Annotated in this window: 29 protein-coding genes; 26 read left to right on the forward strand and 3 right to left on the reverse strand. The window is 62.8% G+C overall.

Annotated features, from left to right (window positions below):
* Positions 1–118 precede the first annotated feature (118 nt).
* The 17 genes from accB (at position 119) to spo0A (ending at position 15545) form a co-directional block, all read left to right on the forward strand.
* Complete coding sequence (accB, locus tag GE073_RS10790; protein ID WP_028599859.1) at positions 119–607, forward strand: acetyl-CoA carboxylase biotin carboxyl carrier protein; 489 nt, start codon at positions 119–121, stop codon at positions 605–607.
* Between the two features lie 29 nt (positions 608–636).
* Entirely contained in the window at positions 637–2013 is a 1377-nt protein-coding gene (gene accC / locus GE073_RS10795; protein ID WP_153783455.1) for an acetyl-CoA carboxylase biotin carboxylase subunit, read from the forward strand.
* A gap of 108 nt (positions 2014–2121) precedes the next feature.
* On the forward strand, positions 2122–2529 hold the full coding sequence (locus GE073_RS10800; protein ID WP_028599857.1) for an Asp23/Gls24 family envelope stress response protein: 408 nt from the start codon (positions 2122–2124) through the stop codon (positions 2527–2529).
* Between the two features lie 82 nt (positions 2530–2611).
* On the forward strand, positions 2612–3172 hold the full coding sequence (gene amaP / locus GE073_RS10805; protein ID WP_028599856.1) for an alkaline shock response membrane anchor protein AmaP: 561 nt from the start codon (positions 2612–2614) through the stop codon (positions 3170–3172).
* A 13-nt stretch (positions 3173–3185) separates the two neighbouring features.
* Positions 3186–3416 (forward strand): DUF2273 domain-containing protein, encoded by a 231-nt coding sequence (locus GE073_RS10810; RefSeq protein WP_028599855.1) that lies wholly within the window; start codon positions 3186–3188, stop codon positions 3414–3416.
* 115 nt (positions 3417–3531) lie between these two features.
* Positions 3532–3978 (forward strand): transcription antitermination factor NusB, encoded by a 447-nt coding sequence (gene nusB / locus GE073_RS10815; protein WP_028599854.1) that lies wholly within the window; start codon positions 3532–3534, stop codon positions 3976–3978.
* 32 nt (positions 3979–4010) lie between these two features.
* Entirely contained in the window at positions 4011–4865 is an 855-nt protein-coding gene (gene folD, locus GE073_RS10820) for a bifunctional methylenetetrahydrofolate dehydrogenase/methenyltetrahydrofolate cyclohydrolase FolD (protein ID WP_028599853.1), read from the forward strand.
* Between the two features lie 3 nt (positions 4866–4868).
* Positions 4869–6227, forward strand: a complete 1359-nt coding sequence (gene xseA / locus GE073_RS10825; protein ID WP_028599852.1) for an exodeoxyribonuclease VII large subunit — start codon at positions 4869–4871, stop codon at positions 6225–6227.
* Positions 6224–6487, forward strand: coding sequence for an exodeoxyribonuclease VII small subunit (gene xseB / locus GE073_RS10830; RefSeq protein ID WP_028599851.1), 264 nt, complete (start codon positions 6224–6226; stop codon positions 6485–6487). The genes xseA and xseB overlap by 4 nt, the downstream gene beginning before the upstream one ends.
* A complete protein-coding gene (locus tag GE073_RS10835; protein ID WP_028599850.1) occupies positions 6484–7395 on the forward strand; it encodes a polyprenyl synthetase family protein in 912 nt (303 codons plus the stop codon). Before xseB ends, GE073_RS10835 begins: the two co-directional genes overlap by 4 nt.
* Before the next feature lie 47 nt (positions 7396–7442).
* A complete protein-coding gene (dxs, locus tag GE073_RS10840; protein ID WP_373864115.1) occupies positions 7443–9401 on the forward strand; it encodes a 1-deoxy-D-xylulose-5-phosphate synthase in 1959 nt (652 codons plus the stop codon).
* A gap of 8 nt (positions 9402–9409) precedes the next feature.
* Complete coding sequence (locus GE073_RS10845; protein WP_052333434.1) at positions 9410–10285, forward strand: TlyA family RNA methyltransferase; 876 nt, start codon at positions 9410–9412, stop codon at positions 10283–10285.
* 145 nt (positions 10286–10430) lie between these two features.
* A complete protein-coding gene (locus GE073_RS10850; RefSeq protein ID WP_028599847.1) occupies positions 10431–10898 on the forward strand; it encodes a hypothetical protein in 468 nt (155 codons plus the stop codon).
* Between the two features lie 3 nt (positions 10899–10901).
* Positions 10902–11351, forward strand: coding sequence for a transcriptional regulator AhrC/ArgR (gene ahrC / locus GE073_RS10855; protein ID WP_028599846.1), 450 nt, complete (start codon positions 10902–10904; stop codon positions 11349–11351).
* A 33-nt stretch (positions 11352–11384) separates the two neighbouring features.
* The gene (gene recN / locus GE073_RS10860) at positions 11385–13085 is read left to right on the forward strand and encodes a DNA repair protein RecN (protein ID WP_028599845.1); all 1701 of its coding nucleotides are present in this window, start codon (positions 11385–11387) and stop codon (positions 13083–13085) included.
* 116 nt (positions 13086–13201) lie between these two features.
* Positions 13202–14527: a SpoIVB peptidase gene (gene spoIVB, locus GE073_RS10865; protein ID WP_028599844.1), complete on the forward strand. Its 1326-nt coding sequence runs from the start codon at positions 13202–13204 to the stop codon at positions 14525–14527.
* A 196-nt stretch (positions 14528–14723) separates the two neighbouring features.
* Entirely contained in the window at positions 14724–15545 is an 822-nt protein-coding gene (gene spo0A / locus GE073_RS10870; protein WP_153783456.1) for a sporulation transcription factor Spo0A, read from the forward strand.
* A gap of 73 nt (positions 15546–15618) precedes the next feature.
* Here spo0A and GE073_RS10875 read toward each other — a convergent pair whose 3' ends face one another.
* Both GE073_RS10875 and GE073_RS10880 read right to left on the reverse strand, forming a co-directional pair.
* Positions 15619–15921 (reverse strand): hypothetical protein, encoded by a 303-nt coding sequence (locus GE073_RS10875; RefSeq protein ID WP_084137433.1) that lies wholly within the window; start codon positions 15919–15921, stop codon positions 15619–15621.
* A gap of 81 nt (positions 15922–16002) precedes the next feature.
* Complete coding sequence (locus GE073_RS10880) at positions 16003–16287, reverse strand: DUF2627 domain-containing protein (protein WP_028599842.1); 285 nt, start codon at positions 16285–16287, stop codon at positions 16003–16005.
* 219 nt (positions 16288–16506) lie between these two features.
* Here GE073_RS10880 and lpdA point away from each other — a divergent pair, with 219 nt between their 5' ends.
* The 6 genes from lpdA (at position 16507) to GE073_RS10910 (ending at position 23788) form a co-directional block, all read left to right on the forward strand.
* Positions 16507–17934, forward strand: coding sequence for a dihydrolipoyl dehydrogenase (lpdA, locus tag GE073_RS10885; RefSeq protein WP_101809012.1), 1428 nt, complete (start codon positions 16507–16509; stop codon positions 17932–17934).
* Between the two features lie 158 nt (positions 17935–18092).
* The gene (locus tag GE073_RS10890) at positions 18093–19115 is read left to right on the forward strand and encodes a thiamine pyrophosphate-dependent dehydrogenase E1 component subunit alpha (protein WP_101809013.1); all 1023 of its coding nucleotides are present in this window, start codon (positions 18093–18095) and stop codon (positions 19113–19115) included.
* Position 19116: 1 nt separating this feature from the next.
* Entirely contained in the window at positions 19117–20100 is a 984-nt protein-coding gene (locus GE073_RS10895; protein ID WP_028599839.1) for an alpha-ketoacid dehydrogenase subunit beta, read from the forward strand.
* Between the two features lie 73 nt (positions 20101–20173).
* Positions 20174–21565 carry a dihydrolipoamide acetyltransferase family protein gene (locus GE073_RS10900; RefSeq protein ID WP_153783457.1) on the forward strand — a complete coding sequence of 464 codons (1392 nt, stop codon included), beginning with the start codon at positions 20174–20176 and terminating at the stop codon, positions 21563–21565.
* Positions 21566–21614: 49 nt separating this feature from the next.
* Positions 21615–22301, forward strand: a complete 687-nt coding sequence (gene lipB / locus GE073_RS10905) for a lipoyl(octanoyl) transferase LipB (protein WP_153783458.1) — start codon at positions 21615–21617, stop codon at positions 22299–22301.
* 359 nt (positions 22302–22660) lie between these two features.
* Positions 22661–23788: a M20/M25/M40 family metallo-hydrolase gene (locus GE073_RS10910; RefSeq protein WP_028599836.1), complete on the forward strand. Its 1128-nt coding sequence runs from the start codon at positions 22661–22663 to the stop codon at positions 23786–23788.
* A gap of 133 nt (positions 23789–23921) precedes the next feature.
* Here the strand turns inward: GE073_RS10910 and mciZ are convergent, their stop codons facing one another.
* The gene (mciZ, locus tag GE073_RS10915) at positions 23922–24074 is read right to left on the reverse strand and encodes a Z-ring formation inhibitor MciZ (protein WP_153783459.1); all 153 of its coding nucleotides are present in this window, start codon (positions 24072–24074) and stop codon (positions 23922–23924) included.
* Between the two features lie 84 nt (positions 24075–24158).
* On the opposite strand from mciZ, the gene GE073_RS10920 reads away from it, so the two are divergent.
* The 3 genes from GE073_RS10920 to GE073_RS10930 all read left to right on the forward strand — a co-directional run bounded on the left by GE073_RS10920 (position 24159) and on the right by GE073_RS10930 (position 26016).
* Positions 24159–24740: an NUDIX hydrolase gene (locus tag GE073_RS10920; RefSeq protein WP_028599835.1), complete on the forward strand. Its 582-nt coding sequence runs from the start codon at positions 24159–24161 to the stop codon at positions 24738–24740.
* A 98-nt stretch (positions 24741–24838) separates the two neighbouring features.
* On the forward strand, positions 24839–25471 hold the full coding sequence (gene spoIIM / locus GE073_RS10925) for a stage II sporulation protein M (protein ID WP_153783460.1): 633 nt from the start codon (positions 24839–24841) through the stop codon (positions 25469–25471).
* An 86-nt stretch (positions 25472–25557) separates the two neighbouring features.
* Positions 25558–26016, forward strand: coding sequence for a ferric iron uptake transcriptional regulator (locus tag GE073_RS10930; RefSeq protein WP_028599833.1), 459 nt, complete (start codon positions 25558–25560; stop codon positions 26014–26016).
* Positions 26017–26026: the final 10 nt, after the last annotated feature.

Genomic DNA, 26026 nt, shown 5'->3' on the forward strand with positions numbered 1-26026 from the left:
TGTGCTATAATACACTACGTCATGGCCCCGGATGCGCTGCAAGGCCCCTGGCCATGGCCGCGCTTGGGCATGAGTGAGTACGCCTTTCAAGCTGCAATCGTCGAAGGAGTGAATCGCATTGTTCAAACTTAATGAAATCAAAGAGCTGATCAAGCTGATCGACCAGACTTCCGTGCACGAGTTCGAGATCGAGAACGAAGGAACGAAGCTTGCGATCCGCAAGCCGGGCAAGGCCGAAACCGTCTTCGTGCAAGGTGCGCCGGCGATCTCTACATATACGGCTCCGGCAGCCGAGCCTGCGGCTTCCGTCGCGGCTGCTGCGCCGGCTTCCGCCGCTCCGGCGGCTTCGGCCGCGCCGAAGGAGAACCTGCACCAGATCGTATCGCCGATGGTCGGCACGTTTTATGCCGCCTCCACGCCGGACAGCCCTCCGTACGTCTCGCCGGGCAGCAAGGTGACGGAGAAGAGCGTCGTCTGCATTCTCGAGGCGATGAAGCTGATGAACGAGCTCGAGGCCGAGGTCCGCGGCGAGATCGTGGAAGTGCTCGTGCAGAACGGCCAGCTGGTGGAGTACGGCCAGCCGCTGTTCACGGTTCGTCCCGAATAAGCATGGTGCGTGAGGAGGAGACAAGCGCGTTGAAATTCCAAAAAATCCTGATCGCCAACCGCGGCGAAATCGCCGTGCGGATCATCCGGGCGTGCCGCGAGCTCGGCATCTCGACCGTCGCCGTCTATTCCGAGGCGGACCGGGACTCGCTGCATGTGCGCCTCGCCGACGAGGCCTACTGCATCGGGCCGACGCTGTCCAAGGACAGCTACCTGAACCTGACGAACATCATGAGCGTGGCGACGCTCACCGAATGCGACGCCATCCATCCGGGCTACGGCTTCCTCGCCGAAAACGCCGACTTCGCGGAGATCTGCGAATCCTGCAACATCACCTTCATCGGACCGTCCCCGTCGGCGATCAGCCGCATGGGCGACAAGGCGATGGCCAAGCAGACGATGAAGGACGCGCGCGTGCCGGTCATTCCCGGCTCCGACGGCATCATCGAGGATCTGGACGAAGCGGTGCGCATCGCGCGAGGCATCGGCTATCCGGTCATCATCAAGGCGACGGCCGGAGGCGGAGGCAAGGGCATCCGCATCGCCGAGAACGAGGAGGCGCTCGTGCAGCAGATCACGACGGCGCAGCAGGAAGCCCAAAAGGCGTTCGGCAACGCCGGCGTCTATCTGGAGAAATACTTGACGGGCATGAAGCATGTCGAGATCCAGATCATGGCCGACCGCCACGGCAACGCCGTGCATCTGTTCGAGCGGGACTGCTCCGTGCAGCGCCGCCGCCAGAAGCTGGTCGAGGAGGCGCCTTGTCCGGTGCTCAGCCCCGAGCTGCGCGAGCGGATGGGCGAGGCGGCGGTTCGCGCCGCGCTGGCCGTCGAGTATTGCGGCGCCGGCACGCTGGAATTCCTGCTCGGTCCCGACGGCCAGTTCTACTTTATGGAGATGAATACCCGGATCCAGGTCGAGCATCCAGTGACGGAGATGATTACCGGCATCGACCTCATCAAGGAAATGATCTCGGTCTGCGAGGGCAATCCGCTGTCCTTCCGCCAGGAGGAGCTGCAGATCGACGGCGTGTCGATCGAATGCCGCATCAATGCCGAGGACTCCGAGCGCAACTTCATGCCGTCGCCCGGCAAGATCGGCTTCTACCTGCCGCCTGGCGGCGTCGGCGTCCGCGTCGACAGCTCGGCTTATCCGGGCTATACGATCTCGCCTCACTACGACTCGATGATCGCCAAGCTGATCGTATGGGCTCCGACCCGCGCCGAAGCGGTGAACCGCATGAAGCGCGCTTTGTCCGAGTTCGCGATCGAGGGCATCAAGACGACGATTCCGTTCCATCTCAAGCTGCTGGAGCATCCGATTTTCCTGGGCGGCCGCTTCGACATCAAGTTCCTCGAGGAGCATGATGTGAACAAGCCTTACGGCGACGAATCCGTGTCGGGCTGATCCGTTTGTCATAAAACTCGCCCAATGTTATAGTATAGGAATATGAAATCGGATGAGCCCCCGGCGTGCATCGGGGGACACCTACTCAACACGGAGGTGCGCCTAAGGATGAGCATCATGGCAGCAGACTACGAAAAGACGGATATCGGCACGATCCAGATCGCGCCGGAAGTCATCGAGGTCATCGCGGGACTGGCGACGATCGAGGTCGGCGGCGTAGCCGGAATGAGCGGAGGGCTGGCCGGCGGCATCGCCGAGCTGCTCGGCCGCAAGAACCTTTCCAAAGGCGTGAAGGTCGAGGTCGGCCATCGCGAGGCGGCCGTCGACGTGTCCATCATCGTCGAATACGGCAACCCGATTCCGGAGATCGCATCCGAAATCCAGCGCAACGTCAAGAAATCGATCGAAATGATGACCGGGCTGATCGTCGTCGAAGTGAACGTACATATCCATGACGTCTACTTCAAGGCCGGCGAGCGCATCGAAGAGGAAGACGCGGCGCTCCGAGTCAAATAAGCCAAACACCATCACCCCCTTGTGATTGGGCTGCCGCTCGGCGCAAGGGGGTTTATTCCGCTTTATGGGAGGTCAACTCGTCTTGAGCCGAATCGTGGACAGATTGCTCTTGTTTTTGTACAGCCTTGCGGCCGGCATCATCGCCATCATCGTCATCATCGCCAGCGCCGGCGGCATTCACCGGGAGGATGCAAGCGCGTTCTTAGCCGAATGGTACGACTCCGGCAGCGCGGTCCATCTGGCCATGCTGATCGGCGCCGTCCTGCTGCTGCTGCTCAGCCTGCGGATGTTCTACGTCGCCGTCCGGGTCAAGGGCGCCGCGTCGTCCTCGATCGACCAGCGCAACGATTTCGGCGATATCCGCATCTCGATGGATACGGTCGAGAGCCTCGTGCTGAAGGCGGCCGGCCGCCAGCGCGGCGTCAAGGATCTGAAGACCCGCATCACCACCGCCGAGGCGGGACTTGATATCGCCGTACGCGCGGTCGTGGACGGCGAGACGTCGATTCCCCAGCTGACGGAGGAGATCCAGCGGGCGGTCAAGGACCACGTGGAAGAGATTACGGGCATTCCCGTCGCGGCCGTGTCGGTGTTCGTCGCCAACGTCATTTCTTCCCCGTCCTTCAAGAGCCGCGTAGAATAGGAGGCCTGCAGCGATGTGGAGAGATTGGTGGGACGGATACGGCGGCAGGATCGTCGGCGTCGGCGCGGCGCTTTTTCTGGCGATCGTTTTCCTCGTATCCGGTTTTTGGGACATGCTCTTCGTCGGCCTGATCTTATGGGTCGGCTATGCGGCTGGCCAGCGCAAGGATACCGGCGGCGAGCCGCTCGTCCCGTGGCGGCGGATCGCCGCTTGGGTCGAGCAGCGCTTCGGGCGGTATCGCTGATTCTGTGGTCTCCTCCGTACTTCGGACCTGCCGCGCGACTCGCGCGGCTGTTCGGAGCAGGGAGGAGATCATAGGTTTTTTTTACGACTAAATCAAGCTAAGCTCAGGAGGCATTATGAAACGAAGGTTGGCGCGTGAGATAGCGGTACAGAGCCTGTACCAAATGGAAATGAACGAGGTGTCGGCGGAAGAGGCGGTAGCGATGCTGCTCGCCGAGGCGCGGGAGGAGAACGAGGCCGGAGCCGGGAAGCTGGATGCCGGCGAGACGGGAGAGTTCGCCAAGGAGCTCGTGCACGGCGTGCTGGAGCGCAAATCGGCCATCGACGAGATGCTGCAGCAGTATTTGACCGGCTGGCAGGTGGACCGCCTGTCCAAGGTGGACCATCAGGTGCTGCGTCTGGCATGCTACGAGCTCGTGTTCCGCACCGACGTTCCGCCCAAGGCGGTCGTGAACGAGGCGATCGAGCTGTCCAAGCGCTTCGGCACGGACGAGTCGGGCAAGTTCGTCAACGGCGTGCTCGGCCGCCTCATCGCCGAGCTGGACAAGCTCAAGGCCAACTGACGCAAGCTCTAGATTCGAGGGGAGAGATCGGGATGAGCGCAAAGGTGATCGACGGCAAGCGCATCGCGCAGGAAATTCGGGAGGAGATCCGTCTGGAGACGGCGCGGCTGAAGGAGCGGGGCATCGTGCCCGGCCTGGCGGTCGTGCTCGTCGGCGGAGACCCGGCATCGGCTGTCTACGTCGGCAGCAAGGAGAAGACATGCAAGGAGATGGGCTTCCACTCCGAAGTCCACCGCCTGCCGGAGGAGACGACGGAGGAGCAGCTGCTGGCGCTCGTCTCCGATCTGAACCGGAACGAAGCGGTGCACGGCATCCTCGTGCAGCTGCCGCTGCCGAAGCATATCCATGAAAAGGCGGTCATCGACGCGATCGCCGTCGAGAAGGACGTCGACGGCTTCAGCCCGCAAAGCACCGGCAACCTCGTCATCGGCGACGAAAGCCTGCTGCCCTGCACGCCTGCCGGCATCATCGAGCTGATCCGGCGCGCGGGCGTCGATCCCGCCGGCAAGCATGCCGTCGTCATCGGCCGCAGCAACATCGTCGGCAAGCCGGTCGCGATGCTGCTGCTGCGCGAGAACGCGACGGTCACCATCTGCCATTCCCGCACCGACAATATGGAGGCGATCGCTTCCCAGGCCGACATCCTCGTCGTCGCCATCGGCAAGCCCAAAGCGATCGGCCGCCGCTATGTCAAGCCGGGAGCGGTCGTCATCGACGTCGGCGTCAACCGGCTGGAGACCGGCAAGCTCGCCGGCGACGTCGATTACGACGATTGCCTGGACGTCGCCGGCGCGATCACGCCGGTGCCGGGCGGCGTCGGCCCGATGACGATCGCGATGCTGATGCAGAACACGCTCAAGGCGGCGAAGCGGAAAGCGGGCGTGTAGCCCGTGACGGATACGCCGAGGATCTATTCGGTCAAGGAGCTGACCCGATACATCAAGATGAAGCTGGAGGGAGACCGCCTGCTCGGGGACGTCTGGATCCGGGGCGAGATCTCGAACTTCACGCATCATTCCAGCGGCCATATGTACTTCACGATCAAGGACAAGGACAGCCGCCTCAAATGCATCATGTTCGCCAGCCACAACCAGCGGCTGCCGTTCCGTCCGCGCGAAGGCGCGAAGGTCATCGCGCGCGGCAACATCTCCGTCTACGAACGGGACGGAAACTATCAGTTCTACTGCATCTCCATGCAGCCGGATGGACTCGGCAGCCTGTATCTCGCCTACGAGCAGCTCAAGGCCAAGCTCGAGGAGGAAGGGCTGTTCGCGGAGTCGCGCAAGCGGGAGCTGCCCCGTCATCCGTCGGTCGTCGGCGTCGTCACGTCGCCGACCGGAGCGGCGGTGCGCGACATCATCACGACGCTGCAGAGACGCTATCCGGCCGCGGCGATCCTCGTCTATCCCGCCGTCGTGCAAGGCGCCGGAGCCGCGCCGTCGATCGTCAAGGGCATCGAGGCGATGAACCGGCACGGCCGCGCGGACGTGCTCATCGTCGGCCGCGGCGGCGGCTCGCTGGAGGAGCTGTGGGCGTTCAACGAGGAGACGGTGGCGCGCGCGATCGCCGCTTCGGCGATTCCGGTCATATCGGCTGTCGGCCACGAGACCGATTTTACGATCGCTGACTTCGCGGCTGACCGGAGGGCGGCGACGCCGACGGCCGCCGCCGAGCTCGCGGCTCCCCATATCGGGGAGATCGGCGAATCGCTCCGGCGGCTGGAGCAGCGTCTGCATGCCGCGATGGAGCGGACGCTGGACAGCCGCAGGCAGCGGCTGCAGAGGGCGCGCCGCTCTCCTTATTTTGTCCATCCGAGGCGTTATCTGCTGGATCAGGCGCAGCGGCTGGACCGGCTGACGCAGCGGCTCGAGGAGCTGGCTCGGCGACTGCCGGAGCGCTCGGGCCAGCGGCTGGAGCGGCTGGAGCGGAGGTTGCAGAGCCAGTCGCCTTCCAGCCGCGCCGCTTTTGCCGGGCGGGACCTGAGGCAGCTGGACGAGCGGCTCGCCAAAGCGGCGCGAGGCGCCGTCAAGGACGCTCGCCAGCGGATCCTCTCCTCGGTGCGGCAGCTCGACGCGCTCAGTCCGCTCAAGGTCATGGCGCGCGGCTACAGTCTCGTATATGAAGATAGCAACGATAAGCTGGTCCGCTCCGTAAAGGATCTGGAGCCAGGCGATCTGATCCAGGTGCGGCTGCCGGACGGACGTGCCGAATGCCATGTGTGGGCGATCAAGGAGGATGAGCAGGAATGAGCGATAGCAAGCAGGATCAGGCGCTGAGCTTCGAGCAGGCGATGGAAAAGCTGGAAGGCATCGTCGGTCGTCTAGAGAGCGGGGACGTCCCGCTGGAGACGGCGATCGAGCTGTTCCAGGAGGGCATGGAGCTTTCCCGCCTGTGCGGCGGCAAGCTGGAGCAGGTCGAGCGCCGCATCGAGACGCTGCTGGAACGAGGCGCGGGCCTTGCGACCGAGCCTTTCGACGCGCTGCCGGACGATCGGGGAGAAGCCCGATGAGCGCGCAGCCGATGCTGGCAGATTATTTGGCGACGAATGCGGCCCTCATCGAGGCGGAGCTGAAGCGGTCGCTGCCCGAAGCATGGGCCGTGCCGCCGCGCCTGCGGGAGTCGATGGACTACTCCTTGTCGGCGGGAGGCAAGCGGCTCCGTCCGGTGCTCGTGCTGGCCGCCGCCGAGGCGGCCCGAGGCGGGGAGGCGGATCGCGAGGCGGCGCTGCGCGTCGCTTGCGCGGTGGAGATGATCCACACGTACTCGCTCATCCACGACGACCTGCCCGCGATGGACAATGACGATTACCGCCGCGGCAAGCCGACAAACCATAAGGTGTTCGGTGAAGCGATGGCGATCCTTGCCGGCGACGGGCTGCTGACGCATGCGTTCCACATGGCGTCCTCGGCGCGCCGCTTCGGCGCGGACACGGCCGTCGTGCTCGACATCGTCGAGGACCTGTCGCGGCTGTCCGGCCCGGCCGGCATGGTCGGCGGCCAGGCGGCCGACATGCAGGGCGAGCAAGGCGCGACGACGCTGCCCGAGCTCCAATATATCCATGAGCACAAGACGAGCGATCTGGTCATCTTCTCCGTCACCGCCGGCGCTCGGCTCGGAGGAGCCAGCTCGGAGCAGCTGGCCCGGCTGGAGCAGTTCGGCCGCAAGCTCGGCCTCGCGTTCCAGATCCAGGACGACATCCTCGACCTGATCGGCGACGAGAGCAAGCTCGGCAAAAAGACGAACAGCGACACCGCCGCAGGGAAAGTGACGTATCCTTACCTCGTCGGAATGGACGAGAGCCGCAGGCTGCTCGGACAGTTCACCGCCGAAGCGAAGCAGGCTCTGCTCGAGGCGAGGCTTCCCAAGCCGGAGCGCCTCGCGGAGCTGGCCGACTACCTGATGAATCGCGACCGCTGAGGCGGGCATGAGGTTTCATGTCGCTTCGTATGGTATAATGGTGAATAATGTGTATTGACGGGACGGCGGGCGATCCGCCCGCCGCTCACGAAAGCGAGGAACCTATCGTGCTGCTCGACAAACTAAACGGACCCGAAGATCTGAAAGGCCTGTCCGTGCCGGAGCTGGAACAGCTCGCAAGCGAGATCCGGGAGTTCCTGGTCCAAAAGCTCTCCGTGACGGGCGGACATCTGGCGCCGAATCTCGGCGTCGTGGAGCTGACGCTGGCGCTGCACTTCCTGTTCGACAGCCCGACGGACAAATTCATCTTTGACGTCGGCCACCAGTCCTACGTGCACAAGATCCTTACCGGCCGCAAGGACCGCTTCGATACGCTGCGCCAGCAAGGCGGCCTATGCGGCTTCATCAAGCGGAGCGAAAGCGATCATGACGTCTGGGAGGCTGGCCACAGCAGCACGTCGCTGTCGGCCGCCATGGGCATGGCGATGGCGCGCGACTTCAGAGGCGGGACCAACAAGGTCGTCGCGGTCATCGGCGACGGCGCCCTGACCGGAGGCATGGCGCTGGAGGCGCTCAACCATATCGGCCACGAGAAGCGCGACATGATCGTCGTCCTGAACGACAACGAGATGTCGATCGCGCCGAACGTCGGCGCGATGCATCAGTATCTCGGCCGCATCCGCACCGACCGCCATTACCAAAAGGCCAAGGAGGATCTTCAGTCGCTGCTGCAGAAGGTGCCGGCGATCGGGGGCAAGCTGGCCAAGACGGCGGAGCGGTTCAAGGACAGCCTCAAGTATCTGCTCGTCAGCGGCATCCTTTTCGAGCAGTTCGGCCTGCATTACATCGGACCGGTCGACGGACACGACCTCGAAGGGCTGCTCGAGACGCTGCAGCAGGCGTCGAACGTGCAAGGGCCGGTGCTCGTGCATGTCGTCACGGTCAAGGGGAAAGGCTACAAGCCGGCGGAGGCCGATTCGTTCAAATGGCATGGTGCCTCGCCATACAAGATCGAATCGGGCCAGATGCTGAAGGCGGTCGGTCCGCCGATGTACACGGACGTCTTCGGCGACGCGCTGATCGAGCTGGCCGAGCGCGACGAGCGCATCGTCGCCGTCACGCCGGCGATGCCCGCCGGCTCCGGCCTGATGAAGTTCGCCGCGCGCTTCCCCGGCCGCATGATCGACGTCGGCATCGCGGAGCAGCATGCCGCCACGATGTCCGCCGCGCTCGCGATGGACGGCATGAAGCCGGTCTACGCCGTCTACTCGACGTTCCTGCAGCGGGCGTACGACCAAGTCGTCCACGACATCTGCCGGCATAACGCCAACGTCATCTTCGCCATCGACCGGGCCGGCTTCGTCGGACCGGACGGAGAGACGCATCACGGGGTGTTCGACATTCCGTACCTGCGCCATATTCCGAACATCGTCCTGATGATGCCGAAGGACGAGAACGAGCTGCGCAACATGATGCAGACGGCCGTCGACTACAACGACGGACCGATCGCTGTGCGCTATCCCCGCATCAGCGGCAGGGGCGTCGAGCTCGATCCGGCGATGACGCCGATCCCGATCGGGACATGGGAAATCGTCCGGCCGGGAGACGCGGCGGCCGTCCTGGCGGTCGGCCCGATGGTCGAGGTCGCCGAGCAGGCGGCGGAGCTGCTTCGCCGCGACGGACTGTCGCTGCGTGTCGTCAACGCCCGCTTCATCAAGCCGCTCGACGGAGCGATGCTGGATGAGCTGGCCGACGAAGGCTTGCCGCTCATCGTCATGGAGGAAGGAGCGGTCATGGGCGGGCTCGGAAGCGCCGTCCAGGAGCATTTCGCCTTGACGGGCCGCTCGGGGGTCCGCGTCAGCCTGATCGGCATTCCCGACGAGTTCGTCGAGCATGCCTCCATCCAGGAGCAGCGCGAAGCCTGCGGCTTGACCGCGCAGCGGCTGGCGGCCGAGGTGCTGGCCGTGCAGCCGAGGCGCAAGCGCGCCACCAACCAGCATTCATGAACCCTTGTATGGCCTGCGGCGATCCGGCTGCAGGCCATTCTACGGTTATAAGGAGCGAACCGGAAGTGACGACCAAAGAACGAATCGACCTATTGCTCGTGGAGCTCGGCTATTACCCCAGCCGCGAGAAGGCGAAGGCCGCGCTCATGGCCGGCCTCGTGCTCGTGGACAACGAGCCGGTAGACAAAAGCGGAACGAAGGTGAGGCGCGACTCCGAGATCAAGGTCAAGGGAAGCCTCCATCCGTACGTCAGCCGAGGCGGGCTGAAGCTGGAGAAGGCGATCCGCGAGTTCGGCATCGCGATGGACGGACGGGTCATGCTCGACATCGGGGCTTCGACGGGAGGCTTCACCGACTGCGCCCTCCAGCACGGAGCCGCTTATGTGTACGCCATCGACGTCGGCTACAACCAGCTCGACTGGTCGCTGCGCCAGCATCCGCATGTGAAGGTGATGGAGCGGGTGAATTTCCGGTACATCCGTCCGGAGGATCTGTCCGGCCCGGCGCCGGACTGCGCCTCGATCGACGTCAGCTTCATCTCGCTCAAGCTGATCCTGCCGGCGCTCGCTCCGCTGCTGCCCCAAGGCGGCGAAGTCGCCGGCCTCATCAAGCCGCAGTTCGAGGCGGGGCGCGAAAAGGTCGGAAAAGCCGGCATCGTGCGCGATCCGGCCGTCCATCTGGAGGTGCTGCAGGCCGTATGCGGCGAGGCCGCAGCGGCCGGATTCAAGCTTGATGGCCTCACGTTCTCGCCGATCACCGGGGGCGAGGGCAACATCGAGTTCCTCGCGCATTGGGTGCGCGAGGACGGCGCGGCAGTTCCGGACGGAGAGCTGCTGGAGAGAATCGTGACCGAGGCTTCGGCTCATTTCCATTCCGGCAAATAATTCCGTCCCCCTCTTTACAAGCAAACGCATGTTCTGCTATTCTGAATTCAGCAAACAAATGTTCGGACTTCTCTCCAGCTCCGCCGGAAGGAAATCCGCCGTCGAAAAGCGAATGTTACCCTCACCATGAAGCGGGAGGGATCGCTTGGACCGGCTGGTGATGGTAATCTCGGCGCTGTTGATCGTGTATTGGGCCTACCGGGCCTTCTACAACTGGCTTCATGAGCCCAAGGGACTGAAGCGGCTCGTGCTCGGCCGCGGAGAGATATTGGCCCCGGACGACCCGCATGTGCTTTTTCTCGAATCGCACGGATACGAGGTCGTCTCGGGCAAGCATCGCGTTCCGCTCGTCGTCGACCTGGACGGGCAGGAGCTGGCGAGCCGCCTGTATGTGGATTACGTGGCGATCCGCGACGGCGACATGTATGCCGTCAAGCTCATGCGCGAGCGTCAGCCGCTGGACTGGACAGGCAGCGGCTTGCGGGACCGGCTCCTCGTCTTCCACCTCCTGCTTCCGGAGCTGGAGGGCATACTGGTGATCGACACCGAGGAGAATAGGATCAGGACGGTTAAATTCGAGGTAAACGAAGTACCGAAAAAGAAGGAGGCCTGAAGCATGAAAGGACTACGCCATGTCAAGATCCGCGAGATCATCGGACGGCATGTCATCGAGACGCAGGACGAGCTTGTGGAAGCTCTGCGCACCGCCGGGCTGCAGGTGACCCAGGCGACCGTGTCGCGCGACATCAAGGAGCTGCAGCTGATCAAGATTCCGTCCGAGGATGGCCGCTACAAATATTCCTTGCCGCAGGAGCAGCGCTTCATCCCGGTGAACAAGCTCAAGCGCGCGATGCTCGACAACTTCCTGCATGTCGACCAGGCGGAAAACCTCGTCGTCATGAAGTGCCTGCCGGGCACGGCCAACGCGATCGCCTCGCTCGTCGACGGCATGGAATGGCCGGAGATCATGGGCACGATCAGCGGGGACGACACCTTGCTGCTGATTTGCCGCAAGAAGGAGCACGGCAGCAAGATCGTCGAGCAGCTGCTCGCCATGATGAACTGATTTCATATCCATTCGGATCAAAGGAGTGTTTTTATGCTTCGCGAACTGTCCATTCGAAATCTTGCCGTCATCGAAGAAGTGACCGTCGGCTTCCACGACGGCTTCCATGTGCTGACTGGGGAGACCGGCGCCGGAAAATCCATTCTGATCGATGCGCTCATCCTGCTCATCGGCGGGAGGGGATCGTCCGACATGGTCCGTTACGGATGCGACAAAGCGGAGATGGAGGCCTCCTTTGAGCTGGGATCCGCCCATCCGGTCTGGCATGTGCTGCAGCGGCTCGGGCTTAAAGGCAGCTCCGAGGATCTGCTGACGGTCCGGAGGGAGCTGTCCGCTCAGGGCAAGAGCTCATGCCGGATCAACGGCTCCATCGCCAACCTGACGATGCTGCGCGAAATCGGCGAATGCCTCGTGAACGTCCATGGACAGCACGAGCATCAGTCGCTACTGCGGACCGAGCAGCATCTGGAATGGCTAGACCTGTTCGCCGGGGAGCAGGTGGCGGAGCTGAAGCGGGCTTACCAAGCGGCGTTCTTCCGGTACGGGGAGCTTCGCTCCTCGTTGAAGAGCTTGATGGAGGGCAGCCGCCAAAATATGCAGATGCTCGACCTGTACAAGTTCCAGCTGGAGGAGATCCGTTCGGCCGCGCTCCGCAAGGACGAATGGGAGCAGCTCCAGCAAGAGAAGGAGACGCTGGCGCATGCGGACAAGATCATGTCGCATGCGGCCGGCGCTTACGGACTGCTGCATGACAGCGGGGCGCTGGAGTCGATGGCTGCCGCCATCGCCAAGCTGGAGGAGATCGCCCCTTATCAGCCGACGCTGCTTGAGCCGCTCGTGGAGCAGATCAAGGGCGCGTATTTCCAAGCGGAGGATGCGGTCCATCAGCTCCGCGGCTATCAGGAAGGCATCCAATCCGATCCGGAGCGTCTAGCCAGCATCGAGGACCGGATCACGCTGCTGAAAGGGCTTCGCCGCAAATATGGGGACACCTTGCCGGATATTATGGCCTATTACAAAAAAATCAAGCATGAAGCGAGCCTGATCGAAAATCGCGACGATCATATTCGCGAGCTCAAAGCCGCGCTGAAGGAAGCGTATGCGGAAGCGGCAGAGCTGGCCGAGCGGCTGTCGGCAAGACGAAAGCAAGCCGGAGAGCTGCTGTCCGTCTCCGTCGAGTCCCAGCTCAAGGATCTCGGCATGGGACGTACGCAGTTCAGAGCCCATGTGGACGCCCAGCCTGCGGAGGAATCCTACAAGCTGACGCTGCATGGCATCGACGAAGCCGGATTCCTGCTCGCTCCGAACCCGGGCGAGCCGCTCAAGCCGCTCAGCAAGATCGCCTCCGGCGGCGAGATGTCGCGCATCATGCTTGCGCTCAAGAGCATCTTCGCCGAGATCGATCAGGTGCCCGTGCTTATCTTCGACGAGGTCGATACCGGCGTCAGCGGACGCGCCGCTCAAGCGATAGCGGAAAAGTTGTCGCAATTATCCGGCAAATGCCAGGTATTCTCCATTACGCATCTGCCGCAGGTGGCCTGCATGGCCGATTACCATTATGAGATCAGCAAGCATGTCGTCCACGACCGGACCTCCACCTCGGTCAAGGAGCTCACCGACCGGGAGCGGATCGAGGAGCTGGCGCGGATGCTCGGCGGCGTCGAAGTGACGGACAAGACGAGGCATCATGCACAGGAAATGCTTGTGCTGGCAGATCGCCAAAAAGGAGCCTGAGTCAGGCTTTCAGGGAAGGTTTTGATGGACATAAATCGGGGGGGCGGGGGTACCTTATAGGTACGCAAATGGCGAGACCAATCGTCAAGCGATGGAACTACAGGGAGCGTGAGATCATGAACGCCAACCAGCGCAAGCGGTGGTTCGGATTAGTTCTCGTATTCTTCGTTTGCATGATCGGCATCTCCAGTCCGTTCCAAAATTATGCCTCCTTCCCGAATGAACTGCGTTTATTCTCCGGGCAAATGAAACGGCTGGACTATCATATGCCTGTCCATGCGGACATGACGGTGGATTCCTCCATCCTTCATGTCAACGGCAAAGCGGAGCATCGCCAGTTGCTGGATCTAAAAAAGCCGATATCCCTTGAACCGCGACAAACCGGGCAAGCCGTCCTGTCTTTGAAGCTGTTCGGCAAGATTCCATTCAAGACCGTTCATGTCGATGTCGTCCCTGATCTCAAAGTCATCCCCGGCGGACAAACGATCGGAGTCAAGGTCAAGTCTGCAGGCGTTCTTGTCGTCGGCCATCATCTTGTAGGAGAAAAAGGCGATGCCAAAGTCTCGCCCGGCGAGCAAGCCGGCCTCCGTCTCGGCGATCTGATCGTCGAAATCGACGGCCGCAAGGTGCGGGAAGTCAAGGAAATCGCTCGCTACACCGAGATTGCAGGCTCCCGCGACCGTCCCCTGAAGCTGACGGTAAAGCGTTCCGGGAAGCTTTTGAACGTCAAGCTCAAGCCTTCCTATGACAAGGAAGACAGCGCGTGGAGGATCGGATTGTATATCCGCGATTCCGCCGCAGGCGTAGGGACACTGACGTTCTACGCGCCGGATCAAGGCGTATACGGAGCTCTCGGGCATGTCATCACCGACCTGGATACGGGCACGGCGATCGAAGTCGGCGACGGGCAAATCCTGGAGTCGAATGTAACGTCGATCAACAAAAGCCAAAACGGCGAGCCTGGCGAAAAGCGAGCCACCTTCGTCAACGAAAGCCATGTGCTCGGCAATATCGAACGGAATACTCCGTTCGGCATCTTTGGAAAAATGGAGCAGAAGCCCGGTCACGGCTATCAGGCCGAGGCGGTGCCGGTCGCTTTTTCGGAGGAAGTCCATGAAGGGCCGGCCGAGATCCTCACGGTGCTGAACGGTCAAAAGGTCGAACGGTTCAACGTCGAAATCAGCCACGTCAGCAAGCAGAAGCAGCCCGCGACAAAAGGCATGGTCATCAAAGTGACCGATCCGAAGCTTCTGGAGAAAACCGGAGGCATCGTGCAAGGCATGTCGGGCAGTCCGATTTTGCAGGATGGCAAGCTGATCGGAGCTGTGACGCATGTTTTCGTCAACGATCCTTCATCCGGTTATGGCTGTTTCATCGAGTGGATGCTGCATGATGCCGGCATTATTCTTCGTACGGCGAACAAAGATCTCAAGGCTGCTTAAAGCCTTGAGATCTTTGTTGGTTTTTATCGAATTTTATCGGATAAGATCGGGAAATGGAGTAAAATAATTATTATACCGAATTGAGAATCAAAAAGAAAGAAAAATAATATTCGACAGAAGGAAATCCCTTGGGGGTGTCGAAACGATAGTACAAGCAAAAAACAGACCATCCCAACGTGATGAAGGAGGACCAACCTTGCCAAAGATTGAGGTACTGCTGGCCGATGATAACCGTGAATTTACGAACCTGCTGTCCGAATACATAACGGAGCAGGAGGATATGGAAGTAACGGGCATCGCTTATAACGGCGAAGAAGTGCTGCGTCTGCTGAAGGAAACGGACCGCATCCCCGACGTGCTTATACTGGACATCATCATGCCTCATCTCGATGGGCTGGGCGTGCTGGAGAAGCTGCGTGAAAGCGGGCTCAATCCGATGCCGAAAATCATCATGCTGACCGCTTTCGGTCAAGAGAACATCACGCAAAAAGCCGTTCAGCTCGGCGCTTCGTACTATATCCTGAAGCCGTTCGACATGGAGATGCTGGCCAATTGCGTCCGCCAGCTCGTCGGCAACCAGGCGGTTGTGGCGACATCGAGCTCCGGCGCCTTCTCCTCCGCTTCGTCGATGATCAAGTCGAATGTCGTTCCGATCGCCAAAGGCAAAAACCTTGACGCGAACATTACGAGCATCATTCATGAAATCGGCGTTCCCGCCCATATCAAAGGCTACCAGTATTTGCGCGAAGCAATTACGATGGTGTACAACAACATCGAAATTCTTGGCGCCATCACCAAAACGCTTTATCCGGCAATCGCCGAAAAGTTCAAAACGACGCCATCGCGCGTCGAACGCGCGATCCGCCACGCGATCGAGGTCGCCTGGACGCGCGGCAACATCGACTCGATCAGCCATCTGTTCGGCTATACGATCAACATCAGCAAATCCAAGCCGACCAACTCGGAATTCATCGCGATGGTCGCCGACAAGCTGCGCATCGAGCATAAGGTGAGCTGAGCGGGGATGCCGCGGCGAGGGGAATAAAAAAAAGACCGTTGGGCCGATGGCCGCAACGGTCTTCTTTATCAGGCTACTTGCGGGAGCGGGCGCGGGATTTGACGGATTTCTTGGCCGATTTCTTGCGGGAAATCGTAGAACGGTCATAACCTTCGTGATTATGCCCTTCTTCAGATACCGACTCGACTCCGCCTACGTTTTCGTCGCGACAAATATATTTGTACACGTCGCAGCGGACCGGAACGCAGTGATGCCGCGTGACGATCTCGATCGGGTGGACCACCGTGACTTGTTGAGGATGATACACATCGCGGTATACGGTTTGAACGGGATCGACGACCGTTTCGGGAGAGCAATGAGAATGACGGCAGGACATTGGGAAAAGCTCCTTTCCTTCGTGAGATGCTACATTGTACGAGTCCGAAGGAAAGATTGCTTGTGCCAATGCCATGGCGGGCTAAACGTTGGGTCTCGGGCGCTTCTTCTTGAAGCGGGGAGCGACGTAATTGTGCTTGCGGTCGCGGAAGAAAATCCAGCCGCCGATGAAGCCGATGCCGACCGCGAACAGAATGAAGCCGACAATGAACGTCAGCCAGCTGAATTTCGGTATGACGGCGTCGTTGCCGAACGCGGCAAAATAGTCGAACGTAGCCGTTTTCATCTGGAGAAAGCCAAAACAGGCGACGATGCCGGGAATGACCAGAATGAGAATGGCGACAAACCTGGAAATGACTGCTTTCATGTCGTTCTCTCCTTCAACCGACCTGATTGCGGAAAAATGAGGCCAAGTGCAGGAACAGCCTTATTTCATCATACTTCAACAAATGCCGGCTTGTCCATGCGGTGTTCTTCTCCGGCGAAAAGGAGTAGAATAGGTTCTCGGAGGAGAAGGGAATGTCCCCCTTCACCTCGACATGACGAATGCGGAAGCGTTCCGCATGCAACGGAAGGGATCGATCGCATGCCAATTCAAGTGGACGTCGCCGTGCTCGGCGGCGGGCCCGGAGGCTACACAGCCGCTATCCGAGCCGCGCAAGAGGGAAAAAAAGTCGCGATTGTGGAGCAAGCCAAGCTGGGCGGCACTTGCCTGCATCAAGGATGCATACCGAGCAAGGCGCTGCTGCGCAGCGCGGAGGTCTATGCTACCTTGCTCCATGCAGATACATATGGAATCAAAGTGGACCGGGAAGCGGTGAAGCTTGACTTCGCCGGCGTGCAAGAGCGCAAGGAAAAAACGGTCGATCAGCTGCATCGAGGGCTGCAACAGCTCATGAAAAAGCATGGGATCGAAATCATCCGAGGCCGGGGACGGATCATCGGACCGTCGATCTTCTCGCCAAAAAGCGGCTCGCTGGCCGTGGAGCTGGAGGACGGCGAGATGGAGTCCGTCGTCTCCCGTCATCTGATCGTCGCGACCGGCTCCCGGCCGCGGCTGCTGCCGGGATTGGAAGCGGATGGCGAGCAGGTGCTGACGAGCGATGACGCCTTGCGCATGGAGACGCTGCCTTCTTCGATGCTGATCGCCGGAGGCGGCGTCATCGGCATCGAATGGGCGTCGATGCTGAGCGACTTCGGCGTAAGCGTGACGCTCGTGGAAGCCGCATCGCGCGTGCTGCCGGGAGAGGATTCGGACGTATCCGCGGCCGTCTCCAAAGCGCTGGCGGCACGCGGAGTACGTATTCTGACCGGCGCTGCGCTGCTGCCGGAATCGTTGCGCAAGGACGGCGACGGAGTGAGCGTGGCTGTCCGCAAGGGAGAGACGGAGGAGCGGCTGCAGGCGCAGAGGCTTCTCGTCTCGATCGGACGCCAGGCCAACGTCGAGGGCATCGGCCTGGAAAATACCGACATCGCCGTGCAGGACGGCTGGATCAAGGTGAAGCCGACGCTGCAGACCGCCGAGCCGCATATCTATGCGATCGGCGATGTCACCGGCGGGGTGCAGCTGGCTCATGCCGCCGCTCATGAAGGCATCGCCGCCGTCGAGCATCTGCTCGGACTCGCTCCGCATCCTGCGGCGCCGCATCGCATTCCGCGCTGCGTCTACAGCCGCCCGGAGACGGCCAGCGTCGGCTATACGGAGGAGCAGGCGCGCGCCGCGGGCCATGATCCGATCACGGCCAGGATTCCGTTCGCGGCGATCGCCAAGGCGATCGTGCAAGGCGATCCGGACGGCTTCGTCAAGGTGATCGCCGACCGCGGCACGCAGGATCTGCTCGGCGTGCATATGGTCGGCGCTCATGTGACGGAGCTGATCGCCGAGGCTTCGCTGGCGCAGTTCCTCGACGCGGCTCCATGGGAGGTCGGAGCGAGCTTCCATCCGCATCCAAGCTTGTCGGAGGGGCTCGGCGATGCGATGCTGGCGACGCTCGGCAAATCGCTGAGCTTCTAAGAAGGGACGACCGGCGAAGCGGCCGGTCATCCCGCTGTGAAGGCGAAGGGAATCGGCCGGAGGACGGCAAAGGTTCCCTTTTTCCTTCTTGAGCGTTATAATACTGCTATCAAGTATTAGTACCAGGTATCAAAACTGGAGATGAAGGAGGTTCCTCCATGAGCCGACAACAGGTGGATTCCCGCCATCGCGAGCTGGGCTTGTCCGACGAGGAAGCCGTCGGAATGTACAAGATGATGAGGAGCGCGAGGATGTTCGACGAGCGGGTGCTGCTGCTGCAGCGCGCCGGCAAGATCAACTTCCACGTCTCCGGCATCGGACAGGAGGCGGCTCAGGTCGCAGCCGCGTGGGCGCTCGATCGGGACGAGGACTATTTCCTCCCGTACTATCGCGACTACGGCTTCGTGCTGTCGGTGGGCATGACGCTGCGCGAGCTGATGCTCTCGGTGTTCGCCAAGGCGGAGGATCCGACGAGCGGCGGCCGGCAGATGCCGGGCCATTTCGGCCACAAGAAGCTGCGCATCGTTACGGGCTCGTCTCCCGTGACGACGCAGGTGCCGCATGCGGTCGGCATCGCGCTCGCCGCCAAGATGAAGGGGCAGAAGCTGGTCAGCTTCGTGACGTTCGGCGAGGGCTCGAGCAATCAGGGCGATTTTCATGAAGGCTGCAACTTCGCGGGCGTCCACAAGCTGCCGGTCATCCTCATGTGCGAGAACAACCAGTATGCGATCTCCGTGCCGGTGCACAAGCAGCTCGGCGGACGTGTCGCGGATCGCGCTCTAGGCTACGGCTTCGAGGGGCTGCGCGTAGACGGCAACGACGCGCTGGCCATATACGCCGCGGTCAAGGAAGCCCGCGAGCGGGCGCTTGCCGGCGGCGGACCGACGCTGATCGAGGCGATGATGTACCGGCTGTCGCCGCATTCCACCTCGGACAACGACCTGGCCTACCGGACCAAGGAAGAGGTCGAGGAAAATCGCGGCCGCGACGGCGTAGCGGCGTTCAAGCGCTATCTGGAGGAAGCCGGTATCTGGAGCGCGGAGCAGGAAGACGAGCTCGCCGCGGCGATCCGCAAGGAAATGGACGAGGCGACGCGCTACGCGGACGAGGCTCCGTTCCCGACGCCGGAGAGCACGCTCTGGCATGTGTATGAAGGCGATGCGCCGCAAGGAGGACGTTAACATGCCGGTCATGGATTATATCGAGGCGATCCGCCTCGCGATGAAGGAAGAGATGGAGCGCGATCCGGACGTATTCGTGCTGGGCGAGGATGTCGGCGTCAAGGGCGGCGTCTTCACGACGACCAAAGGACTGCAGGAGCAGTTCGGCGAGGCGCGGGTGATGGACACCCCGCTGTCCGAGTCGGCGATCGCCGGCGTGGCGATCGGGGCGGCGATGTACGGCATGAAGCCGATCGCCGAGATGCAGTATTCCGACTTCATGTTCCCCGCGACGAACCAGATCATCAGCGAGGCGGCCAAGATCCGCTACCGCTCCAACAACGACTGGAGCTGTCCGGTCGTCATCCGCGCGCCGATCGGCGGCGGCATCTTCGGCGGGCTGTACCACTCGCAGTGTCCGGAGTCGGTGTTCTTCGGCACGCCGGGACTGAAGATCGTCGCGCCGTATTCGCCGGCCGACGCCAAGGGGCTGCTGACGGCGGCGATCCGCGATCCCGATCCGGTCCTGTTCTTCGAGAACAAGAAATGCTACCGCCTCGTCACCGGCCCGGTGCCGGAGGGCGAGCATGTCGTGGAGATCGGCAAGTCGAACGTGCTGCGCGAAGGCGACGACATTACGGTCATCAGCTACAGCCTGCCGCTGCACTTCGCGCTGCAGGCGGCGGAGGAGCTGCAGGAGGAGGGCATCAGCGCTCACATCCTCGATCTGCGCACGCTGCAGCCGCTCGACAAGGAGGGCATCCTGGCCGCCGCGCGCCGCACCGGCAAGGTGCTCATCATCCATGAGGACAACAAGACCGGCGGCATCGGAGCCGAAGTGTCGGCGATCATCGCCGAGGAGATGCTCTACGAGCTCGACGCGCCGATCCGCCGGCTGTGCGGTCCGGACGTGCCGGCGATGCCGATCAACCCTCCGGGGGAGAAGTTCTTCATGCTGAACAAGGACAAGGTGCTGGCCGCGATGAGAGAGCTCGCGCTGTACTGATCGGCGGATCCTGTCCGCCAGCATACTGATCCGGGGGCCTGCGACCGGCCTTCCCGGCAAGGAGCGAATTCCGATGAAAGCAGCAACGATCCACGAAATCGTCATGCCCCAGCTGGCCGAGTCGGTCGTCAACGCGACGATCGAGCGCTGGCTGAAGCAGCCTGGCGACAAAGTAAGCATGTACGAGCCCTTATGCGAAATCATCACCGAAAAAGTCGGCGCCGAAATTCCGTCGACGATCGAAGGCACGCTGGTCAAGCTGCTCGTCGGCGCCGGCGAGACGGTCGAGGTCGGCACGCCGATCTGCCTGATCGAGTCGGAGGCGGCCGGCGAGCCGGCCGTGCCGGCGGCGCAGCCTCCGGCAACGAGCGGAGAGCGCGCAGCAGCCGCGCCCGCCTCGGCGGGAACGCCTGCGGGCCGTCCCGCGGCCGCCGAGGGCATGCGCGGCCGCTATTCCCCGGCCGTGCTCCAGCTGTCCGCCGAGCATGGCATCGACCCGTCCGCCGTACCCGGCACGGGCGCGGGAGGCCGCGTGACGCGCAAGGACATCCTGGCCTATGCCGCAGCGGGCGGCCGTCCGGCCGCGTCTCAGACGCCTGCTCCGCAAGCGGCGCAGGCGGCATCCGCCGCTCCTGCCGCGGCGTCGCAGCCGGGCGCCGGCGACCGGATCGTCGAGGCGAGAGGTCCGGTGCGCTCCACCGGGCTGCATTTGACCGAGACGCCGCGCATCCCGTCCGTAGAGATCGAAGGCCAGGCGATTCCAGGGCGCGGGGAGACGTTCATCGACGTCACGCCGGTCCGCAACACGATCGCCTCGCGCATGCGCCAGAGCGTGACGGAAATTCCGCATGGCTGGATGATGATCGAGGTCGACGTGACCAACCTCGTCGTGCTCCGCGGCAAGCTCAAGGACGACTTCCGCAAGCGCGAGGGCACGAACCTGACGTACCTGGCCTTTTTCATCAAGGCGGTCGTCAATGCGATCAAGGACTTCCCGATCATCAACTCGGTCTGGGCGGTCGACAAGATCATCGTCAAGCGCGACATCAACATCTCGCTGTCGGTCGGCACGGAGGACTCGGTCGTCACCCCGGTCATCAAAAACGCCGACCAGAAAAACATCGCCGGCCTGGCGCATGAGATCGAGATGCTCGCCCGCAAGACGCGCGAGGGCAAGCTGAAGCTCGACGACGTGCAGGGCGGCACGTTCACCGTCAACAACACCGGCTCGTTCGGAGCGATCCTGACGCAGCCGATCATCAACTACCCGCAGGCGGCGATCATCACGTTCGAGTCGATCGTGAAGCGGCCGGTCGTCATCAACGACATGCTGGCCGTGCGCTCGATGGCCAACATCTGCCTGTCGCTCGACCACCGCATCCTCGACGGCGTCATCTGCGGGCGCTTCCTGCAGCGCGTCAAGGAGAATCTGGAGAGCTTCAATTCGGAAACGCATCTGTACTGAGCCTAAAAAGCACCTACGACAACGACAACAGGAGCAGGAGGAACCGCGGATGGACGCGAATCATGAAGCGCGGCCGCTGGCCGCGCGATACATCGACTTCATCGATTACGGAGAGGCCTGGGAGCTGCAAAAGGAATTCGTAGGGGAGATCGACCGGGAGGAGCGCGTGGAGACGCTGCTCCTTCTTCAGCATCCTCCGACCTACACGCTCGGCACGGACCGCCATCCGGAGCATCTGCTGCTCGACTCGGAGGAGCTGAGCGCGCGCGGCATCTCGGTCTACGAGATCGACCGCGGCGGCGACATCACCTATCACGGTCCGGGGCAGCTCGTCGGCTATCCGCTGATCCGGCTGGACGCCAAAGGGCTCGACCTGCACGGCTTCCTGCGCGAGCTCGAGCAGGTGCTGATCGACTGGCTGGCCGGCTACGGCATCGAGGGCGGGCGCAAGCCGGAATTCACCGGCGTCTGGGTCGGGGACCGGAAGATCGCCGCGATCGGCATCAAGTTCAACCGCTCGCGGACCCGCCGCGGCTTCGTGACGAGCCACGGCTTCGCGCTGAACCTCAAGGCGGGGATCGGCGAGGAAGGCTTCTCCGGCATCGTTCCATGCGGCATCCAGCAGTTCGGCGTCACCTCGTTCGAGGATCTGACCGGCCAGGCGATGGAGCCGGAGCGGGCGGCCCGGGAAATTCTGCCGCATTTCATGCGGCGCTTCGGCTTCCGTCCGGGCTGACCGTCCGGGCTGGCCGTCCGGACTGGCTGGCCGCTGAAAAAAAAGACGGGACTCGCGGCGCGGCGCGCCGAAAGTCCCGTCCTTTCTTAAAACAGCAGACCGATGCTCGATACGACGGTCGTCACCAGCAAGGTGATCAGCACGACGTAGATGACGATCTTGATGGCTCGTCCTTGCGGATTCAATGAGATCTACTCCTTCCGAAGGTCGCCTGCGGCTGCGGCGAGGCGAGTCAGCTTCACCTCTCTATTGTACCGAAAACCTCCGCGAAAAGCCAAGCCTCCCCAGGCGGCTTCGGCAAGGCGGAAGACCAAGCAGCGGCAAGCCTGCGGGCGGAGCCGGAAAGGCGGAAAAAAACGATGATCCAGCGCGAAAGGCTGATCGAGGAATTCATGGAGCTGGTGCGCGTCGACAGCGAGACGGGCGACGAGGCGGCGATCAGCGAGGTGCTGAAAGCGAAGTTCGGAGCGTTCGGATTGACGATCGAGGAGGACGAGGCGGCGCAGGCGACCGGCCACGGCGCGAACAATCTGTTCGTCACGCTGCCGGCCTCGGAAGGCGTCTCGGGACCGACGATCTTTTTCACCTCGCATATGGATACGGTCCGTCCGGGGAAAGGCATCCAGCCTAGGCTCGACGGCGACGGCTACCTGCGCAGCGACGGCACGACGATTCTCGGCAGCGACGACAAGGCCGGGCTGGCCGCGATGCTCGAGGCGCTGCGCGTGCTGAAGGAGACGGGAGCGCGCCATGGCGAGGTGCAGTTCGTCATCACCGTCGGCGAAGAATCAGGCCTGGCGGGGGCGAGGGCGCTCGACCGCTCGAAGCTGCGCGCCGAGTTCGGCTACGCGCTCGACTCCAACGGGGAGATCGGCGGCATCGCGACGTCCGCACCTGGGCAGGCGAAGATCCGGATCGAGGTGACGGGCCGGAGCGCGCATGCCGGCGTCAATCCCGAGGACGGCATCAGCGCGATCCAGGTCGCATCCAAAGCGATCGCGCGCATGCCGCTCGGCCGCATCGACCACGAGACGACGGCCAACATCGGCCGCTTCGAGGGCGGCGGCGCGACGAACGTCGTCTGCGACTCGGCGCTGCTGCTGGCCGAGGCGCGCAGCGCCGACCGCGCCAAGCTGGAGCGGCAGATCGAGGCGATGCGCCAGGCGGCGGAGTCCGCGGCCGCGGAGTTCGGCGCCGCCGCGAAGCTGGAGGCGACGCATCTGTATCCGTCGTACAAGCACAGCGACGACTCGCCGGTCGTGCAGGCGGCCGCCGAGGCGATCCGCGCGATCGGCCTGCAGCCGCGCACATTCCCTTCCGGCGGCGGCAGCGACGCCAACATCTTCAACGGCTTCGGCGTGCCGACGGTCAATCTGGCGATCGGCTACGAGCATATCCATACGACCAAGGAGCAGCTCAAGGCGGACGATCTCGTCCGTACCGCCGAGCTGGTGAAAGCGATCATCGAGCGCGCGGCCAGCCGCTAGCGAGGGCCGGGTCCGTCCCGAAATGGCAGGCGGACCGAACGCTCTTGCCGCGAGCGGCGGCACGGCAAGCGGCCCGCCTGCCGGCGGGCCAAGCAGGCCGCGCCTGCCTGCATGCGCGCCGAGCAGGCCGCGCCTAGCGCCGGGCGCCCTTTTTGCCCGCAGGGCCGGCTGCCTGCCGCAGAGGGGTGCCTGCTCCTTCCTCGCGCGCGAGCCTTCGCAGCGTATGGCGGATTTCCCATGCTTTTCCGACGAGCCTCAGCTCTTTTTCGCCGATATACATTTTCATGACGACATTCCGCCTTCCGGATCGTTATGCCTTCACGATATGCAGGAAGCGGACAAGCTATGCCATCAAGGGAGGAAGAAGCGCATGAACGAGCGTAGCCAGACGGACGGACGGCCGGGAGCGGAAGTGACGCTGTCGAGCGAAATGAAATATTCCGGGAAGATCATCACGCTGCAGGTCGACCAGGTGCGCTTGCCGAGCGGCGCGACCGCCTCGCGCGAGATCGTCCGCCATCCCGGAGCGGCGGCGGTCATCTGCATCGTGGACGGCAAGCTGCTGACCGTCGGCCAGTACCGCAAGCCGATGGACAAGTACCAGGTCGAGATTCCCGCCGGCAAGCTCGATCCCGGCGAGGACCCGGCGGTCTGCGCGGCGCGCGAGCTGAAGGAGGAGACGGGCGTGAGCGCGTCGAGCATGAGGCTCGTCGACGCCTTCTACACGTCGCCCGGCTTCGCCGACGAAAAGCTGTACCTGTACGTCGCCGAAGGGCTCGAGCACGGGGCGAGCTCCCCGGACGAGGACGAGGACCTGCATGTCGAGGCGCTGACGATGGAGCAGGCGCTGTCGTATATCGAGCAAGGCCTCATCGGCGACGCCAAGACGCTGATGGCCGTCTATTTGTGGAGGCTGTCCGAGCTGACCGGCCGGATCGGCCTCCGCGGCTGAGCTTCGGCAGGGCGCCTCGTGCCGCCTCCGTTCATGAACCGGCCTGTCCGCGCATAGGCTAGCATGTGGACAACACGGCGGCCGAGGAGGGACGGACGATGCGGGCAGGCGTAGGTTTGGGAAGGACCAAGGAAGAGCGGCTGCTGTTCGCCGCCGCGGCGTTCCTGTGCGCGGCGGGCATCGTCTGCGGCGCGCTGCTCGCCGGCAGCCTTGGCGAGGAGCAGCGGAATCTGCTCGCGGCCGACTTGAGCCGGTTCCTGCTGAAGCTCTCGACGGAAGGCGTTCCGCAGGGAGCGTCTTCGTTCTGGACCGTCTACTGGCTGCACGGGCGCTGGCTGCTGCTGATCGTCCTGCTCGGCGTCTCGGTCATCGGCCTGCCGCTGCTCGCCGCGCTCGACTTCCTCAAAGGCGTGCTCGTCGGCTTCGCCGTCGCGACGCTGGCGATCCAGCACGGCGGGCGGGGCGTCGCCTTTTCGCTCGTCGCCGTCGCGCCGTCCAACCTGCTCGCGCTGCCGGCTTATCTCGCCGCCAGCGCGGCGGCGGCCGCGTTCGCCCTGCATCTGGTCCGCTTCCGGCTGATGCGCCGTCAAGGGCCGCTGCTGCCTGCCGCGGCGTCCCTTTCGGGCACGGCCGCCGCTGCGGCGCTGCTGCTGGCGGCCGCTGCTGCGGCGGAGGCTTGGCTGTCTCCGCCGCTGATGGCATGGGCCGCGCAGTGGCTCGTCCCGGGCTGAATCATTGACTTCCCGTTCCTCTAGCAACTATAATAGAGTCATAAGTGCCGGCGGCTAGCCGGCTTTCTTGTGGCAGGGGGGAAGTCATGGAAGCCCGGATCGATTCCATCAAGCAGCAGCTCCAGTCGCAGGGCTACAAGTTGACCCCGCAGCGCGAAGCGACCGTGCGCGTTCTCCTCGAGAACGAGGACGATCACCTGAGCGCCGAGGACGTGTTCATGCTCGTCAAGGACAAGGCTCCCGAGATCGGCTTGGCCACCGTGTACCGCACGCTGGAGCTTCTCAGCGAGCTGCATGTCGTAGAGAAGATGAATTTCGGCGACGGCGTCGCCCGCTATGACCTGAGGACGGACAACAGCAAGCATCATCATCACCATCTGATCTGCGTCCAATGCGGATCGATGGAGGAGATCAAGGATGACTGGCTCGGTCCGCTCGAAGAACGGCTGGAGGCCGAATACGGCTTTGCCGTGCTGGACCACCGCCTTGATTTCCAAGGCATCTGCAGACGCTGCAGAGAAACCAACGATTCCAAGAAACCCTGACAGCTCCGAA

Source organism: Paenibacillus sp. B01, from assembly GCF_009649995.1.
Classification (GTDB): domain Bacteria; phylum Bacillota; class Bacilli; order Paenibacillales; family Paenibacillaceae; genus Paenibacillus_O; species Paenibacillus_O pasadenensis.